Annotated in this window: 16 protein-coding genes; 9 read left to right on the top strand and 7 right to left on the bottom strand. The window is 69.1% G+C overall.

Going from position 1 to position 15,405, the window contains the following annotated elements:
• The first annotated feature begins 11 nt into the window (after positions 1–11).
• From ribH to AC3EUV_RS14105, 6 genes are all read left to right on the top strand, one after another.
• Positions 12–497 carry a 6,7-dimethyl-8-ribityllumazine synthase gene (gene ribH / locus AC3EUV_RS14080; protein WP_018087562.1) on the top strand — a complete coding sequence of 162 codons (486 nt, stop codon included), beginning with the start codon at positions 12–14 and terminating at the stop codon, positions 495–497.
• 34 nt (positions 498–531) lie between these two features.
• The gene (locus tag AC3EUV_RS14085; protein ID WP_042157533.1) at positions 532–804 is read left to right on the top strand and encodes a phosphoribosyl-ATP diphosphatase; all 273 of its coding nucleotides are present in this window, start codon (positions 532–534) and stop codon (positions 802–804) included.
• Between the two features lie 50 nt (positions 805–854).
• Positions 855–1,703, top strand: coding sequence for an ATP phosphoribosyltransferase (hisG, locus tag AC3EUV_RS14090; protein ID WP_435603016.1), 849 nt, complete (start codon positions 855–857; stop codon positions 1,701–1,703).
• Between the two features lie 64 nt (positions 1,704–1,767).
• Positions 1,768–2,220 carry a PH domain-containing protein gene (locus tag AC3EUV_RS14095; protein WP_042156779.1) on the top strand — a complete coding sequence of 151 codons (453 nt, stop codon included), beginning with the start codon at positions 1,768–1,770 and terminating at the stop codon, positions 2,218–2,220.
• A gap of 174 nt (positions 2,221–2,394) precedes the next feature.
• Positions 2,395–3,768 (top strand): hemolysin family protein, encoded by a 1,374-nt coding sequence (locus AC3EUV_RS14100; protein ID WP_435603017.1) that lies wholly within the window; start codon positions 2,395–2,397, stop codon positions 3,766–3,768.
• A complete protein-coding gene (locus AC3EUV_RS14105; RefSeq protein WP_432141875.1) occupies positions 3,765–4,895 on the top strand; it encodes a hemolysin family protein in 1,131 nt (376 codons plus the stop codon). Before AC3EUV_RS14100 ends, AC3EUV_RS14105 begins: the two co-directional genes overlap by 4 nt.
• A gap of 84 nt (positions 4,896–4,979) precedes the next feature.
• Here the strand turns inward: AC3EUV_RS14105 and AC3EUV_RS14110 are convergent, their stop codons facing one another.
• Complete coding sequence (locus tag AC3EUV_RS14110) at positions 4,980–6,872, bottom strand: AAA family ATPase (RefSeq protein WP_435603018.1); 1,893 nt, start codon at positions 6,870–6,872, stop codon at positions 4,980–4,982.
• 474 nt (positions 6,873–7,346) lie between these two features.
• Positions 7,347–7,931, bottom strand: a complete 585-nt coding sequence (locus AC3EUV_RS14115) for a uridine kinase family protein (protein WP_435603019.1) — start codon at positions 7,929–7,931, stop codon at positions 7,347–7,349.
• A 191-nt stretch (positions 7,932–8,122) separates the two neighbouring features.
• On the opposite strand from AC3EUV_RS14115, the gene AC3EUV_RS14120 reads away from it, so the two are divergent.
• From AC3EUV_RS14120 to AC3EUV_RS14130, 3 genes are all read left to right on the top strand, one after another.
• Positions 8,123–9,511, top strand: coding sequence for a C39 family peptidase (locus AC3EUV_RS14120; RefSeq protein ID WP_432141878.1), 1,389 nt, complete (start codon positions 8,123–8,125; stop codon positions 9,509–9,511).
• Between the two features lie 314 nt (positions 9,512–9,825).
• On the top strand, positions 9,826–10,095 hold the full coding sequence (locus tag AC3EUV_RS14125) for a hypothetical protein (RefSeq protein WP_435603020.1): 270 nt from the start codon (positions 9,826–9,828) through the stop codon (positions 10,093–10,095).
• A gap of 307 nt (positions 10,096–10,402) precedes the next feature.
• Positions 10,403–10,600 (top strand): hypothetical protein, encoded by a 198-nt coding sequence (locus AC3EUV_RS14130; RefSeq protein ID WP_435603021.1) that lies wholly within the window; start codon positions 10,403–10,405, stop codon positions 10,598–10,600.
• Between the two features lie 215 nt (positions 10,601–10,815).
• On the opposite strand, the gene AC3EUV_RS14135 is transcribed toward AC3EUV_RS14130, so the two are convergent.
• The 5 genes from AC3EUV_RS14135 to AC3EUV_RS14155 are packed head-to-tail and all read right to left on the bottom strand — an operon-like array spanning position 10,816 to position 15,304.
• Positions 10,816–11,046, bottom strand: coding sequence for a hypothetical protein (locus AC3EUV_RS14135; RefSeq protein ID WP_435603022.1), 231 nt, complete (start codon positions 11,044–11,046; stop codon positions 10,816–10,818).
• A 19-nt stretch (positions 11,047–11,065) separates the two neighbouring features.
• Entirely contained in the window at positions 11,066–11,329 is a 264-nt protein-coding gene (locus AC3EUV_RS14140; RefSeq protein ID WP_435603070.1) for an Imm49 family immunity protein, read from the bottom strand.
• Positions 11,326–12,306, bottom strand: a complete 981-nt coding sequence (locus tag AC3EUV_RS14145; protein WP_435603023.1) for a hypothetical protein — start codon at positions 12,304–12,306, stop codon at positions 11,326–11,328. The genes AC3EUV_RS14140 and AC3EUV_RS14145 overlap by 4 nt, the downstream gene beginning before the upstream one ends.
• A complete protein-coding gene (locus tag AC3EUV_RS14150) occupies positions 12,303–14,852 on the bottom strand; it encodes a dermokine domain-containing protein (RefSeq protein ID WP_435603024.1) in 2,550 nt (849 codons plus the stop codon). Before AC3EUV_RS14150 ends, AC3EUV_RS14145 begins: the two co-directional genes overlap by 4 nt.
• Entirely contained in the window at positions 14,849–15,304 is a 456-nt protein-coding gene (locus tag AC3EUV_RS14155) for a DUF6507 family protein (protein ID WP_435603025.1), read from the bottom strand. The genes AC3EUV_RS14150 and AC3EUV_RS14155 overlap by 4 nt, the downstream gene beginning before the upstream one ends.
• Positions 15,305–15,405: the final 101 nt, after the last annotated feature.

A 15,405-nucleotide genomic window follows, 5' to 3' on the forward strand; every position in this document is an offset into this window, starting at 1 on the left:
CGAGGAGAACCGTGAGCGGCAAGGGCGCACCCGAACTGACCGTGAAGAACTGTGGCGACCTGCGGGTGGCCGTCATCGCGGCGCAGTGGCACCAGCAAGTGATGGACGGCCTCGTGGACGGCGCGCTGCGCGCCCTCACCGAGCTCGGTATCGACGAGCCGACGCTGCTGCGGGTGCCCGGCACCTTCGAGCTGCCGGTCGTCGCCAAGGTCCTGGCCGGCCGCGGCTATGACGCGGTGGTCGCCCTCGGCGTGGTCATCCGGGGCGGCACGCCGCACTTCGACTACGTCTGCCAGGGCGTCACCCAGGGCCTGACCCAGGTCTCGGTGGACACCGGCGTACCGGTCGGCTTCGGCGTGCTGACCTGCGACACCGAGCAGCAGGCCCTGGACCGGGCCGGCCTCGAAGGCTCCACCGAGGACAAGGGCCACGAAGCGGTCACCGCCGCCGTCGCCACCGCCGCGACGCTGCGCACCGTGTCCGAGCCCTGGCGCTGAGGCGAGGGGGCAACCGCGTAGGGTGGTCACCATCATGTCCAAGAAGACGTTCGAGGAGCTCTTCGCCGAGCTCCAGCAGAAGGCCGCCACCGGCGACCCCACCACCTCCCGTACCGCCGAGCTGGTGCAGGCCGGCGTACATACGATCGGCAAGAAGGTCGTCGAGGAGGCCGCCGAGGTCTGGATGGCCGCCGAGTACGAGTCCGACGAGGCCGCCGCCGAGGAGATCTCCCAGCTCCTTTACCACCTCCAGGTCATGATGGTCGCCAAGGGCATCTCCCTCGACGACGTCTACGCCCACCTCTGATCCACCGCACCCCACCCCAACACCCTTCACCTGCAAAGGAACTTGCTCTCATGCTGCGCATCGCTGTCCCCAACAAGGGTTCACTGTCCGAGCCTGCGTCGGCGATGCTCCATGAGGCTGGCTACCGCCAGCGCAAGGACCGCAGGGAACTGGTCCTGGTCGACGCCGAGAACGAGGTCGAGTTCTTCTTCCTCCGCCCGCGCGACATCGCGGTCTACGTGGGGTCCGGCAAGCTCGACATCGGCATCACCGGCCGTGACCTGCTGCTGGACTCCGGCTCGCCGGCCGAGGAGATCCTCCAGCTCGGCTTCGCCGGCTCGACCTTCCGCTACGCCACCCGCCCGGGCACGGCCAAGGGCGTCAGCGAGTTCGGCGGCATGACGATCGCCACCTCGTTCGCCGGCTTGGTCCGCCAGCACCTCGCCGACAACGACGTGGACGCCTCCGTCGTCCACCTCGACGGCGCCGTGGAGACCGCCATCCAGCTCGGCGTCGCCGAGATCATCGCGGATGTCGTGGAGACCGGCACCACCCTGCGCAACGCCGGGCTGGAGATCATCGGCGAGCCGATCATGAAGTCCGAGGCCGTCGTCATCCGCGGCACCGGAGCCCCGGACGACGACCCGAAGGTGCGCCAGTTCCTGCGCCGTATGCAGGGCGTCCTGGTGGCCCGCCGCTACGTGATGATGGACTACGACATCCGGGTCGAGCACGTCGAGAAGGCCGTCGGCCTCACCCCGGGGCTGGAGTCGCCGACCGTCTCCCCGCTGCACCACGAGGGCTGGGTCGCGGTCCGCTCGATGGTCCCGTCCAAGGACGCCCAGCGCATCATGGACGAGCTCTACGACCTCGGCGCCCGCGCGATCCTGACCACCGGCATCCACGCCTGCCGCCTCTGACCCGCGGCCCCGGCCAGCCACCCACCCGCACGCACCGCCTCACCCACGACGGAAGACCGACGACGTGTCCGCGCCCCTGCCCAGCCTGCCGGTGACCTTCCGGCCGACCCGCACCCGGGTCGTCCTGTACTCCGTCGGCCTCGCCCAGCTCGCCGCCCTCACGGCGATCGCGCTGGCACTGCCGAAGCTGAGCGGCGGCGAACGGCTGAGCTTCGTCCTCACCGGACTGCTGGTGCTGGCCGTCCTCCTGCTGCTCGCCCGCCCGAAGGTGGTCGCCCGGCAGGAGGGCGTCACGGTCGTCAACCTCACCACCAAGCGCGAACTGGCCTGGGCGCAGGTCGTCCGGGTCAACCTCCGGGCCGGCGACCCCTGGGTCCATCTCGACCTCGCCGACGGCACCAGCCTGCCCGCCATGGGCATCCAGCCCGGCATCGCCCGGGACCAGGCCATCCGGGACGCCCGTGCGCTGCGCGACCTCACCGAGAAGCATGGTGCTGTCGACCACACGGCCGGGTGAGCCTGCCCTAATCCGGGCCCCGCTGTTTACTCTGTTCTCCGGGGCGCACCCTGCGCCCTGCCCCTCAGTGGGACCACTGCGACCCGAGGAGTGACTCCCTCCGGCAATGGACGGATCGTCCTGTAGTACCTGCGCCGCCCCTCCCCAACCCCCGCATACCACGGAGGCGGCGGCATGACCGGCCCCCTGCTGCTGCTCGCCGCGGCCCTCGTCCTGATCCTGGCCAACGGTTTCTTCGTCGCCGCCGAGTTCGGACTCATCACCGTCGAGAAGGCGGACGCCGAGCGCGCCGCGGCCGACGGCGACCGCCGCGCCCACACCGTCGTCTCCGCCCTCCGGGAACTCTCCTTCCAGCTGTCCGGCACCCAACTGGGCATCACGATCACCTCCTTGGTGGTCGGCATGCTCGCCGAGCCCGCGCTGGCCGAGCTGCTGTCCGGCCCGCTGCTGGCCACCGGCCTGCCCCAGGGCGCGGTGCACGGTACGGCCGTGGTGATCGGCATGCTGCTGGCCTCCGGTGTCCAGATGGTCGTCGGCGAGCTGGTCCCCAAGAACTGGGCGGTCTCCAAGCCGCTGCCCGTCGCCCGCGTCGTGGCCGGCCCGCAGCGGGCCTTCTCCCGCTTCTTCCGCCCGGTGATCACCCTGCTGAACACCGTAGCCAACCACCTGGTGCGCGCCCTGGGCGTGGAGCCGACGGACGAGCTGGCCTCCGCCCGCACCCCCGGCGAACTGGTCTCGCTCGCCCGGCACTCCGCCCGCGCGGGCGCCATCGAGCAGGACACCGCGGACCTGTTCGTGCGCACCCTCTCGCTGGGCGATCTGACGGCGGAGAACGTCATGACGCCGCGCGTGCGGGTGAGCGCCCTCCAGTCCTCCGCGACCGCCGAGGACGTGGTGAACCTCACCCGCGCCACCGGCCTCTCCCGTTTTCCCGTCTACCGCACCCGCCTCGACGAGATCGTCGGGATGGTGCACCTCAAGGACGCACTGGCCATCCCGGCGCACGACCGGCTGCGCACCCCGGCCGGCCGGATCGCGGTACCGCCGCTGCTGGTGCCCGAGACGCTGCCGGTGCAGCCGCTGCTGGAGCGGCTGCGCAGCGAACAGCCGATCGCGGTCGTCGTCGACGAATACGGCGGCACGGCCGGTGTGGTCACCCTGGAGGACATCATCGAAGAGCTGGTCGGCGAGGTCCGCGACGAGCACGACGGCGTGGACCTGCCCGAGCTGGGCCAGGCCCCGCCCGAGGAGGGCCGCCCCGCCTGGGACGCCGACGGCGGCTGCCGGGTGGACACCCTGCGGCGGATCGGCCTGGACGCCCCCGAAGGACCGTACGAGACGGTGGCAGGACTGGTGGCACACATACTCGGCCGGATCCCGGCCCCCGGCGACATCGCGGAACTCGACGGCTGGCGGCTGCGGGTGCGGCTGGTGTCGCACCACCGCGCCGAGCGGATAAGGATCGTACGGACCGCAACCGTCACGGCGCCCGCCGTCCCCGGGGCGCCCCGTGAACCCGTCGTGGTCGGCGCGGAGGTGGCCCGGTGACGCTGGTCCAGCTCCTCTTCGCGGTGCTGCTCGTGCTCGCCAACGGCTTCTTCGTCGGCGCCGAGTTCGCCCTGGTCTCCGTACGCCGCAGCCAGATCGAACCGCTGGCGACCCAGGGCTCCGGCCGGGCCCGGCAGGTGCTGCACGGTCTGGAGAACCTCCCGCAGATGATGGCCGCCGCGCAGTTCGGCATCACCGTCTGCTCGCTGACGCTCGGCGCGGTCGCCGAACCGACCGTCGCCCATCTCCTGGAACCGCTCTTCGCGGCGGTGCACCTCCCCGCCGCCCTGGTCCACCCGCTCGGCTATGTCATCGCCCTGGCGCTGGTGGTCTTCCTCCACCTCGTCATCGGCGAGATGGTCCCCAAGAACCTGGCGATGGCGGCGCCGGAGAAGACCGCCCTGTGGTTCAGCCCCGGCCTGGTCGCCTTCGCGCGGCTGTGCCGCCCGGTCACCGCGCTGCTCGGGGCCTGCGCCCGCGGCGTGCTGCGGCTCTTCCGGGTCGAGCCGAAGGACGAGGTCGAGGCGGTCTTCACCAGCGAGCAGCTGACCCACCTCGTCGAGGACGCGGGGCAGGCGGGCCTGCTGGAGCCGGCCGAACAGGAACAGCTCTCGGACGTGCTGGAACTGGGCAGCCGCCCCGTCACGGATGTCCTCCTCGACCGGGCGGGACTGGTCACCGTCGACCCGACCGTGACGCCCCGCCAGGTGGAGGAGCTGACCGTACGGACCGGCTACTCCCGCTTCCCGGTGTGCGCCCCCGGCGGTGCGTACATGGGCTATCTGCACGTCAAGGACGTCCTGGACCTGGAGGAACGGGACCGCGCGGTACCTCAGCGGATCTGGCATCCGATGACCACGCTGCGCGCCGAGCTGCCCCTGGACGACGCCCTGACGGCGATGCGCCGGGCCGCCTCCCACCTGGCAGCGGTCGCCGACGCCACCGGCCGGGTGCTCGGCCTGGTCGCCCTGGAGGACGTCCTGGAAATGCTGGTCGGCGAGGTCCGCGACCCGGCGCACCGGCGGGCCCCGGCGGCCCGCACCGGCCGCCGGGAGACCGGCGAGCGGGTCAGCGAGCCCCGCGAGGAGGCACAGCTGCCGGCGGAGAACCGGGCGCTGGCGGGCTGAGCGCGCCGCGCCGGGCCGGGGCGCCGGGGGGCTGACGCGCTGTCCCGGGGTGCTGATCGCGGCGGCCGGCCTGGCCCGCGACGGTCAGTACTCCGGCCGCCCCTGCGGATCCGGCCCCCGCCCGGAGAGCACCTCGCCGTAGGCCTGCATCAGATCGGGCAGCCGGAGGGTGACGAGGTCGTCGCGGGTGGGGGTGCCGAGCCAGGTGGCGAGCCGCAGGTCGCGGTAGGCGCAGCTCTTCTCGTACAGGGTGCGCAGGAAGCGGCCGTTGCCCAGCTCATCGATCCAGCCCTGGTCGACGACATGACCGCTGATGCTGCACAGTTCGTCGCGGGCCTCCTCGTCCCAGCGGTCGCCGTTCTCCGCGGCCAGCACCTCACCGATGGCGGTCAGTTCCAGCGGCCGGTAGCTGGGGAAGTCGACGCGGCTGGTGAAGCGGGAGGACAGGCCGGGGTTGGCGGCCAGCAGCCGGTCCATGCCCTCCGGGTAGCCCGCCAGGATGACCACGAGCCGGTCGCGGTTGTCCTCGGCGCGCTTGAGCAGCACCTGAAGTGCCTCGTCGCCGTACGCGTCACCCTTGCTGTAGCCGGAGTTGGAGAGGCTGTACGCCTCGTCGACGAAGAGCACCCCGCCCAGTGCCGAGTCGATCAGCTCATTGGCCTTGACGGCGGTCTGGCCGAGGAACTCGCCGACCAGATCGGACCGCTGGGCCTCCACGAGATGGTCGCCGCCCAGGAGCCCCAGGGCGTAGAAGACCCGCCCCAATATGCGGGCCACGGTCGTCTTGCCGGTGCCGGAGGGCCCGGAGAAGACGAAGTGTCGTTTCGGCGGCTGCACCGGCAGCCCCTGGCTCGCCCGCAGCCGGGCCATCCGCAGCTGGGCCGACAGCGCCCGCACCTGCCGCTTGACCGGCTCCATGCCGACCATCCGCTCCAGCTCGGCCAGCGCCCTCTCCAGCAGCACCGGATCGGCGGGCCCGGCGGGCAGCCGCTCGGCGCCGCGCGGCACCGGGACCGTCGCCTTGACCCGGGCCGCCGCGTCGCCCCCGGCGGGCGCGCCACCCGGTTCGCCCTCCGGCCCGTCCGCCTCGCCGGTCACCAGCAGCTCACGGCCGTCGACCGGATCGAGCGGGGTCAGTGGATCGGGATCGCCGCCGGCCTCCTGGCCGAGGCCCGCCGCGGAGACCGTCGCGAGATCGGAGCCCTCGTCCAGGCCGTCGCCCTCCGCGATGGCGGCGAGCCGCGCCGCGGTGTCCATGAACGCCGGATCGACCCGGTGCACGGCGCGGTAGAGGGGGAGCGCCGCGGCGCTGCGGCCGGTGCCCTCATGGGCGCGGGCGAGCCAGTAGCGCAGCTCCTTGCGCTGCGGCTGCTCGCTGCGGCAGCGCATCAGTGCGGCGGACAGCAGCGGCTCGGCCTGCCCGTACATCTCCAGCCGCACCCGCGCCATACCGCCGAACAGCCCCGCCTCGATGCCCAGCACCGGGTCGGCGAGCAGCGGCTCGGTCTGCCGTACGAGCTGGTCCCAGTCCTTGACGAGATAGGCGCGGCAGGCGTGCAGAAAGCGCACCTGGGGGTCGGTGTCGACCGGTGGGCAGCCGGCCAGCGCCTGGTCCAGCTCGGCGACATGGCGGCCGTCGAGCCAGTGCGAGGCGTGCGCGAGCAGCAGATCGCGGCCGGTCTCCAGCACCGGCTGGACCCACCAGCCCAGCCAGTACCAGGAGTTGAGGGTGCGCCGGTGGCGGGCGCGCATCTCACCGAAGCGGTCGCGGTGCCGGTGCATCCGCAGCAGCGCGATGGAGGTGTCGGCGCGCAGTGCGTGCAGCCCGAGCCAGGCGTCGGCCATCGTCGGATCGAGTCGTACCGCGGCCCGGAACTCCTCCTCGGCCTGCGGATACGCGCCCACGGTGTAGGCGTCGACCGCGCGCAGCCAGGCGAGCTCGGCCGGGGCGGGCGAAGCCTGAGTGCCGAAATCCATCCCGTCCCCCCACAAAGCGTCCCCCGTGCCCCGCCGGGCGTCTGCCCGGCGGCGGCTCCCTAACCGGCATACCGCGGGCGGGAGTTGACCGTCTCCGCGCGCACCTCGGTCCTGGCCTGTGATGGCACGGACTCGCATGGTACCTGCGGGATCGGTGCAGGCCGTAGAGGGCGGTACGGGGCAACAGTGGGCGACCGGGCCGGGCGACGCGGCGCGAAGAATGCGGTGACCCAGGGTGAGGGAGAGTGGGCGCCCGGCGGCGGTGCGGGCCGGTTTCGGACAGAACGAAGCCCCCGATCACGGGGGAACAACCGGGGGCTTCGCATCTGTGGGCGGTCCGTTGAACCGCACATTGAGAACGTAAGTCCTGTACGCCCCCCAGGTCAAGCCGAGTTGAGGTACTCGGCGGGACCCTGTCGGCGTCGCCGGGCGCGTCGACCATGGTCCACTACGGAGCGTGAGAAGCGGGGCCGATCATGGTGTCGCGGAAGGCCCCACGACCACCTCGTACCCCATCTGCCCCTGGTGGACCAGGAAATCGGCAAAGGGGCGCGAAGGATCCGCCGCGAAGTGCGCCTGCTCCGCCGAAATCCAGCCACGCCAGAACGCGGAGAGCCCCGGCCCGTCCCGGAGTTGACCCCTTTCCCAGGAGTGTTCGCGCGTAAGTTCCATCCACAGCAGGCACGCCAGAAACGGCCGTAGCGCCCGTCGGCCAGCGCCCACGCCCTCGACAAGCACCAGCGGCGCGGGCGCCAGCGCACGCTCTTCGGTGAACTCCGCACGCACCCAGTCGTAGACGCCGTAGCGCGCCGTCTCGCCCCGGGACAGCGGCGCGAGGATCTGCGCGTCGAACCGCTCACTCCAGGCGAAGAGTTCCTCATGGGTTGCGAGATCGTCGGTGTGCACCACCGGAACCCCGCCCAGCGCACCGGCCAGCCGCTCGGCGAAGGTGCTTTTGCCCGAGCCGGCGTGCCCGTCCACCGCGATCAGCCGCACCGGACCGCAGGAGGGCGGCACGGTGCGCAGCCGGGCGGCGAGCGAGGCCAGAGCAGGGTCCATTGCGCCAGCGTACGCCGCTGGCCCCACCCCTCCGACGCCAGTGGTCCACACCAATATTGGTGCCGCGACGCGCCCCGCACCGCCTTCCGCAGCAGGCCCGGAACGGGAATAGTTGAGCCACTGCTCAGTCGCCCGCCGCCCGGCCCGACCTCCCCGTCCGCTCGTCTGCATCCCACTGGGGGACCTCCACCATGACCAGCTCCGCACCCCGGCGCACCGTCCTGGCCGCCGCACTCGCCGCCGCGGCGGGTGTCGCCACCCCCTCGGCGCAGGCCGACGCCGCCCGTACGCCCCAAGCGTCCGCGGCCGCCGCCCCGGAAGCCGCCGCGCGCCGATCGAAGAGCCTCGTGGACTATCACGCCTGGACCACCACCACCGACTGGAACAGGGGCCACGCCCAGGGCACCGCCCTCACCCACGGCGCCCGGCCCGGCATCCGCCTCGTCCGCCCGGCCGGCACCCTCGACTACAAGGATCCGCACACCGGCCGGACCACCGCCTGGGAGTACGCCGTCTGGACCTCCCCGGCGCACTCCCTCAAGGTGCCGGCCACCGAGGCCGTCGCCTCCTGGAACGCCCACACCCCGCCCGGCACCTGGATCGCCGTCGAACTGCGCGGCACCTACTCCGACGGCGGCCGCACCCCCTGGTACGTGATGGGCCGCTGGACCGCCGGCGACAGCGACGCCGATATCCGCCGTACCTCCGTCGATGACCAGAAGGACGGCAAGAGCAGCATCTCGACCGACACCTTCGCCATCGACGCCCCCACGAGCGGCCTCCGCCTGACCTCGTACCAGCTCCGCGTCACCCTCCACCGCAGGCCCGGCACCGCCCTGACCCCCACCGTCTGGCGGCTGGGCGCCATGGCCTCGGACCTCCCCGACCGCTTCGAGGTACCGGCATCACGGCCCGGCCGGGTTGGCCGCGAGCTGGTCGTCCCGCACTACTCCCAGGAGATCCACAAGGGCCAGTACCCGGAGTACGACAACGGCGGCGAGGCCTGGTGCAGTCCCACCTCCTCCCAGATGATCATCGAATCCTGGGGCCGGAAGCCCACCCGGGACCAGCTCTCCTGGGTCAATCCCGACTACGCCGACCCCCAGGTCTGCCACGCCGCCCGCCACACCTTCGACTACCAGTACGAAGGCTGCGGCAACTGGCCCTTCAACGCCGCCTACGCCGCCACCTACCGCGACATGCAGGGCCTGGTCACCCGCCTCGCCTCCCTCACAGACGTCGAACGCCTCATCCACGCCGGCATCCCCGTCATCACCTCCCAGTCCTTCCTCAAAACCGAACTCGACGGCGCCGGCTACGGCACCGCCGGCCACCTGATGACCGTCGTCGGCTTCACCAAGACCGGCGACATCATCGCCAACGACCCGGCCTCGCCCGACAACGCGGCGGTCCGGCACGTCTACAAGCGCCGACAGTTCGAGAACATCTGGCTGCGGACGAAGCGGAAGAACGCCGAGGGCAAGGTGGTCGGCGGCAGCGGCGGGGTCTGTTATCTGTACTTCCCGGCTGAGCCGGCAGCAGCTCAGCGACGGGTTCTGGCGGAGCTGGGAATCCGCTGAGCATGTGCACCCCGAAGGTGGCCTCGATGACCTGACGGCTGGGCTCACTGCCGTCGAGGGGGAGGTGGCTGTACTGGTCCACCGTGATCTTGATGGAGCTGTGGCCCGTCCATCGCGAGAGCTCGTGGGCATCCTCACCGTCCGTACCGAGCACGAACTCGGCTACCGGCCGCCCCGGGCGTGCCTTGGCCACCCTGGGTGAGGTGCGTACCCCCAGCCACCCTGCCCGTCGAGCCGGCGCTGGGAGTCGACCTGAGCAGAGCCGATGCTTCGTCCTGACATCCGGCCCGTCGTCCCGGGGAGCTGTGCACGGTATGACCACTGCCGTGGCCAATCGGCTGGTGACCGCCTGGGCTGCCGAAGGCGACCGTGCCGCAGTGCTGACCATCAACGACGGTGATGTTGACTTCAGTTGGTATCACAGCGGAGACGGGGCCTGGCTGACGGTCGACGTTCCGCGGCCGACGGGTCACGTCATGCGCTGGAACCGCCTGCGCTTGACGCCGGGTAACGGAGAGGCATGGAGGGTGAGTTTGAACCCGGGACCGGGCCTCTTCGCCGTCGTAGACGATGAAGCCATTTGATGCCGCTCTCGACGCCACGCGAGCGTTGCAGCCGCATCCTCGTCGTGGATGGACGACCATCTTCCTGGGCTGGTGGAGTCACGAACAAGGGGGTTGACGGCGTGGTCTTGCCTTCGGAGCCAGCGAGTATCCAAGGTGTACGACAACTCCCGGGCGGCGCTGCGCGGTTGACGGAGACCGTGCTGTTGACCTAGCTGCCGAAGACTCCGCTGCTCTTTGGCGAGAACGCCACCTGGGCCAACACGACCTGTCCCAGCTGCCCCTGGCAGGGCTCGTGCTTCTCCATTTCTGTAAGGATAAGGAGCTCTTGGATGCCTTCACGGAGCAGGTGGAAGAACACCTCAGCCGCTATGGGACACCCGTGCTCGGCTGGATTCCTCCTGAGCCCGAGGAAGATCGCTCTCTGCGCAGTGCCGCAACGAAGACCACTCTCGACCGCATGAGCCAAGAGAACCGAGAAGGTGAGATTGCGGCAGCTTCAGCTATCGGTGGCAAACTGTGGTGAAGCCGCAGCGCACGATGCTCTGACATCGCCGACGGGGTGGAGCGGCAAGGGGATCCCTTCTTGCGCTCCACTTTACCGACCGCAGGAGCTCGTGAACCGGATCTGAACTGCGACGACTCATAGGCTACATGTCCGTGACGGGGAGTCGGAGCCGTTTGGCTTTGTTCACGAGAACCGGACTCTCGTGAACAAAGCCAGGCCGTTGCTGTTCGCCGTCATTCCATCGAGACTGTCTGCCGTCGGAGGCAGCGGGCGAACTCGGCAATGACGTAAGAGTCCTTCAGGTCGGTCTTGCCCTGGCCAATCTGCACTTGCAGAAGTGCCTCCTTCAGGGCCGTGCCGAAGACGGCCGGCGACGCATCCAGGCTCCGGACCCTGTCATCGAGCTCTTCGGCCAGGCGCTCCGTGGCGTGCTCATTGACTGCGGGAACGAGGTGTCGTTGCACCCTCGATGTCACGGATCGCTCACCGATCACGTCGGGAACTCGCCCACCCAGGTGCGCTGAGCAGGTGCTTGGGGAGGTACTCCGACTCCACGTCGATGGGCATGTCCGCGTCGTGCGCCACGCAAGCGATCGCCAACGAGGCCAGGGCCACCAGACCGTCGCCGCTCAGGGAGCGGGCCTCGTTCGCGGTCCAGTACTCCTTGTGCCAGGTCGGGGCGTTCGCCAGGGAGTCGGTGAAAGCCTGGTTCCCGTCCCTGGCGGCGTTCCTGTTTTGCTGGATCAGCCTTCACTCGCGAGCTCTCGCAGCCTGTCCAGCTCGATTACGCTAGGCCTGTCGCCATCGGCGAGGCCAGCCAATTCCGTGAGTGCCTGTGAGGGAGACAAGCCCCGGTCGTGTGCAGACCTCAGCCGCTTTAGCCACGAGAGTGAAGCCTTGTACTTCTCCTCGTCATCGAGGTCCCGTGGTTCGAAACTCGCGCCGTTCTCCGCATCGGAGGCCCAGAGGTACCCGAGCACCCCATGCTCGTCTCGCACGGGGACGTACTGGACCTCACCGTCCACTGAGCGCTTGTAGCCGATGTGGCCGAAGCCAGGTGCGTGCCTGAAGTGGCTGTACCGACGAGGAATTTCGAAACTGGCCCATACATCGGACGCGGCGCCGCCTTCATCGATGTAGTTGTCGATACCTGTCTCGGTGGGCTTGCCGAAATAGGTGGGATCGTCTGGGTCGATCTCCGAGTCGAGCGCCTCCGACAGATCACGAAGGGCAGCAGATAGCCGCGGCGCGTTTGCCGCGTAGACGGAGGGCTGGCCGCAGCCCTTGAGGTCGTATGGCATCCAAGCGTCGGAGAACGTCACCAGATCGACACTGACGTAGCCGAGAAGCGTTGCAGCCCCCACGTGGAACAGCTGGTCTTCACGTAGCTCTTCATTACCGTCAATGATGAGCCCAGAGCTCTTGGCGTCAGCGTACACGGACCCGATCTGCCCTGGGCGTAGTGCATCCGTGACCACGCTGGCCAGTTGTTGCGCAGGGTCGGACCATGTGGCGTCGAACTCAAGGTCTCCCTGGAACAGGTAAGTGTTCGGTTTTCCCGCTTCATGGACGGAGACGGATACGTTCGGACTATCGGCCGCAAGGCGATGCCTGGACAGGATTGTGTAGGCGGTCAGCAGTTCATGAAGGCACGCGGCAACTTCGTCTTCGGCTTGCTCATCCCGTCCCCAGGTCCAACGAGCGACAGGCGTACTCGCGATCACAGTGTTCCTTCCGGCATGAACCTACCGTTGGGCGGGATGATCAGAATCCCATCCTCAACCCGAATGATGAACTGGATGTTGGTGTTCCCGTACACATCGGTGAGGCGCTGTTGAGCCCGGAGGGCCTCGTGCTCCGCCATCGTTCCCTTGGTATCGACCACGAAGGTTTTGAAATCGGCACCGGACTCGTCCAGCTGTTTGATATTGTCAAAAATTTTCTTGACGAGCTTCTTCGGGTTCTGAATCTCCTTGAACTGGTAGCCGTGGACACTTCCATCCGCGTCCCGGGCCATCACATCAAGGTCCGTTTTCTCCCCTGTCCGAACTCCGGGCTTGATTTCAACATCACCCTTGATCTCGAAAGAGATGTCGCGGACGCCCATGTCATGCAACGTGTTGGCCAAGCGGAGTTGTTCAATGCCGCCGGACATCTTGTCTGCGTGGCTGAGGCTGGACAATACCTGATCAAAGTTCTCGGCACCCTTGAACCTGCCCGACGTAATGGTGTCGGCGATTTCGCGACCGGCCGGATCTTCGGCCAGGTTAGCCAAGACCTTTTCAAGATCGTTGGGCTTGACCTTGGAGCCCCGCAATTGGTCTCGTATCTGCTGTTCCTGCTCGCCCCCGCGCTCAAAGGGGCCAGATTCCTCATGCGGTCTCTCCCAACCGCTGGCGTCACCAGGGCCATCGCCAAGGGGGTGGTGAGGTCCGGCTGCCGTTCCGCCTCCGAGTCCGTCTCCAGCAGTGCCCGAACCACCTTCAGAGGCACTCGCAGGCGCTGTACGGCCACTGCCAGGCGAGTCTCCTCCGTGACCGACAGTGGATCCATGTTGACCATCGGTACCGGATCCCTCGCTGTGGCCGGCGTTGTGCCCAGCAGGCGTTTCGTGGCTGGCGGAGGGAGCCACAGAGCGGTCGTCAGCCCGGCCACCGGGCAGGTGATCGGCAGCGCCACCCGGAGGGTCGTCGCCGCTCCGCCCGCCGGGGATGTTGTCGCTGGCGCGGGCCGGGTCGGGTATGTCCGAGCCGACGCGTGTGAAGTCGTCGCCCCGTCCGCCGACGCCGGCCGGGACCCGCTGTTCCTGGTGGGCCGGGGTCTCGATCCGTGGGTTGTCCGCGCCTGTGGCGTGTGGGGCGGGCGTGCCCTCGGGGGCGTCTTCGACGCCTTGGAAGAGGCTGCCGTCCGCGTTGTAGAGGTCGCCTCTGGGGACCATGTACTTGCCGTTGAATGGGTTCTTTACCGTCCCCGGTGGGAAGGTGACCGTGTCCTTGGGCAGTTCGATGCTGCCGTCCTGGAGCTTGGTCGCCCCTTCTGGGATGGCGGCGTTCTTGGGCAGTTGGATTGTGCCGTCCGGCATTTCGACGGCGCCTTCGGGCAGGCTGTAGGCGCCCTCGGAGATTTTCGGGGTCTGGACGTGGCCGAGGTCCTTGAGGTGGGCCAGCACGTCGCCGACCTTTGACAGGCCCGCGCCTGCGCCCTTGATGACGTAGGTCATCGGGTCGACGGCGCTGCCCACCTTGCTGACGACGGACAGGCCCTTGGCCAGCGCGCCCGCCTTGCCCGCGCTCTGCACGGCGGCGCCGCCACCGCGGGTGAAGACGGCGGTCACGATGTTGAAGGTGACCGCGCCGGCGGCTCGGGAGCCGTTCGTTTCCCACTGGTCCCAGGCCACGAGAGCCTTGCCGGTATCCAGCACCGCGGTACGCGAGTCCCGCAGCCAGGAGGGGAGCATCTTCCCCGGCGCCATCCAGTAGGCGACGTTCAAACCGGGCGTGGTGGTGATCGCCACTGCGGTGGAGAGCTTGGCCAGACCGAGCCACGCCTCGCCGGCGGCGTCTCCGCCGTGCCCGCCGAACAGGGTGTAAATGCCGTCGATGGTGCCCCCCACGCCGTCGACGATGAAGCCCTTGCCGAAGTCGTAGGCGTGCTCCCACACCTGCCACCAGGGAACGGACTCCTCGACCGCATCGCCCCAGGGAAGGTTCTTGGATGCCTTGAGGGCTTCGGCGTCGTAGCCGTATCCCTTCTGGTGGGAGGCATCGATTGTGTGGAGCGCCTTGCCGCCGGGTACCAGCGCGATGATTTTGGCGTGGCAGTCGCGTTCGGCTTCCTGGAAGGCGGCCCAGACCTCAGCGATCTTGTTGCGGCGGTTGAGGTTCTCGTCGGTCAGGTCGCCGTCTTCGCTCCAGTCGTCTTCGGAGGCCTCGTTGTCGCGGAAATCGGCGGCCTCCTGCTTGAGCTGCTCCAGCCGGTGGATCAGTGGCCTGATCTCACGGGCGTAGGTGCTCAGAGCCCCGGCGATGACATGTATGTCGTCGCTCAGGTCGTGTGCCGTGCGCTCCACCGGTTTGGTGACGCCGAACAGCTGCTCCGCCTCGGGTGCCTTGTAGAAGGCGGCCAGTCCGCCGAAGGACTTGTGGACGTCCGAGCCGGCGGTTTCGATCGTGGAGCCGCCGCGGGAGAGCGCCTTGATCTTGGTTTCGAGGACGTCCAGGTCCCCGGTGAAGACCGGTACCTCGGCCGGATCGACCGGTCCGCCGCTCACTTCTTCTTCCCCCCGAAGTCCTTGAGAGCGTCCAGCCGCACGCTATGGGCGGCGTTCTGGGCGTTCTTGGCCGCTTCCAGATCGCCTTGGACGTATTCATTGGTGGCTTTGACAGCCCCCAGGACGGCGGCCTGGCAGCGATCGGCCATTGCCTTCATGCGCGGCTTGTGTTTCGTTACGTACTCGGCCAGGGCCGCGGCGACCGGCCCCGTCGCCGTCTGCGTGAACAGGGAGGTGGCCGCCGGTCCCAACGGCTTGTTCCTCGGCGCCCACGGCCCGGGCGACAGCGGCGTTCGGGCCTGTGTGCCCGGCACGGCCGTACCCGCTGCCTGAGCCGCCTCCTGGATGTCAGAGAGCAGTGTGGTGAGGGCTTTCCCCAGATCTTCGGCATGTGTGCCGACGACCTTCAACTGGCCCTGCACTCCCTGTGGCTGAATGTCCCATGACGCCATGAACGCCCCCCTGCGTACACGTTTCTTGCACCGGCGCCGCGACCCGCGCGGCGTCGTCCCCCACTGCTGGCAACCCTTCCGCGCACTCCGAAGGATTGCCT

It is taken from the genome of Streptomyces sp. bgisy130, from assembly GCF_057708345.1.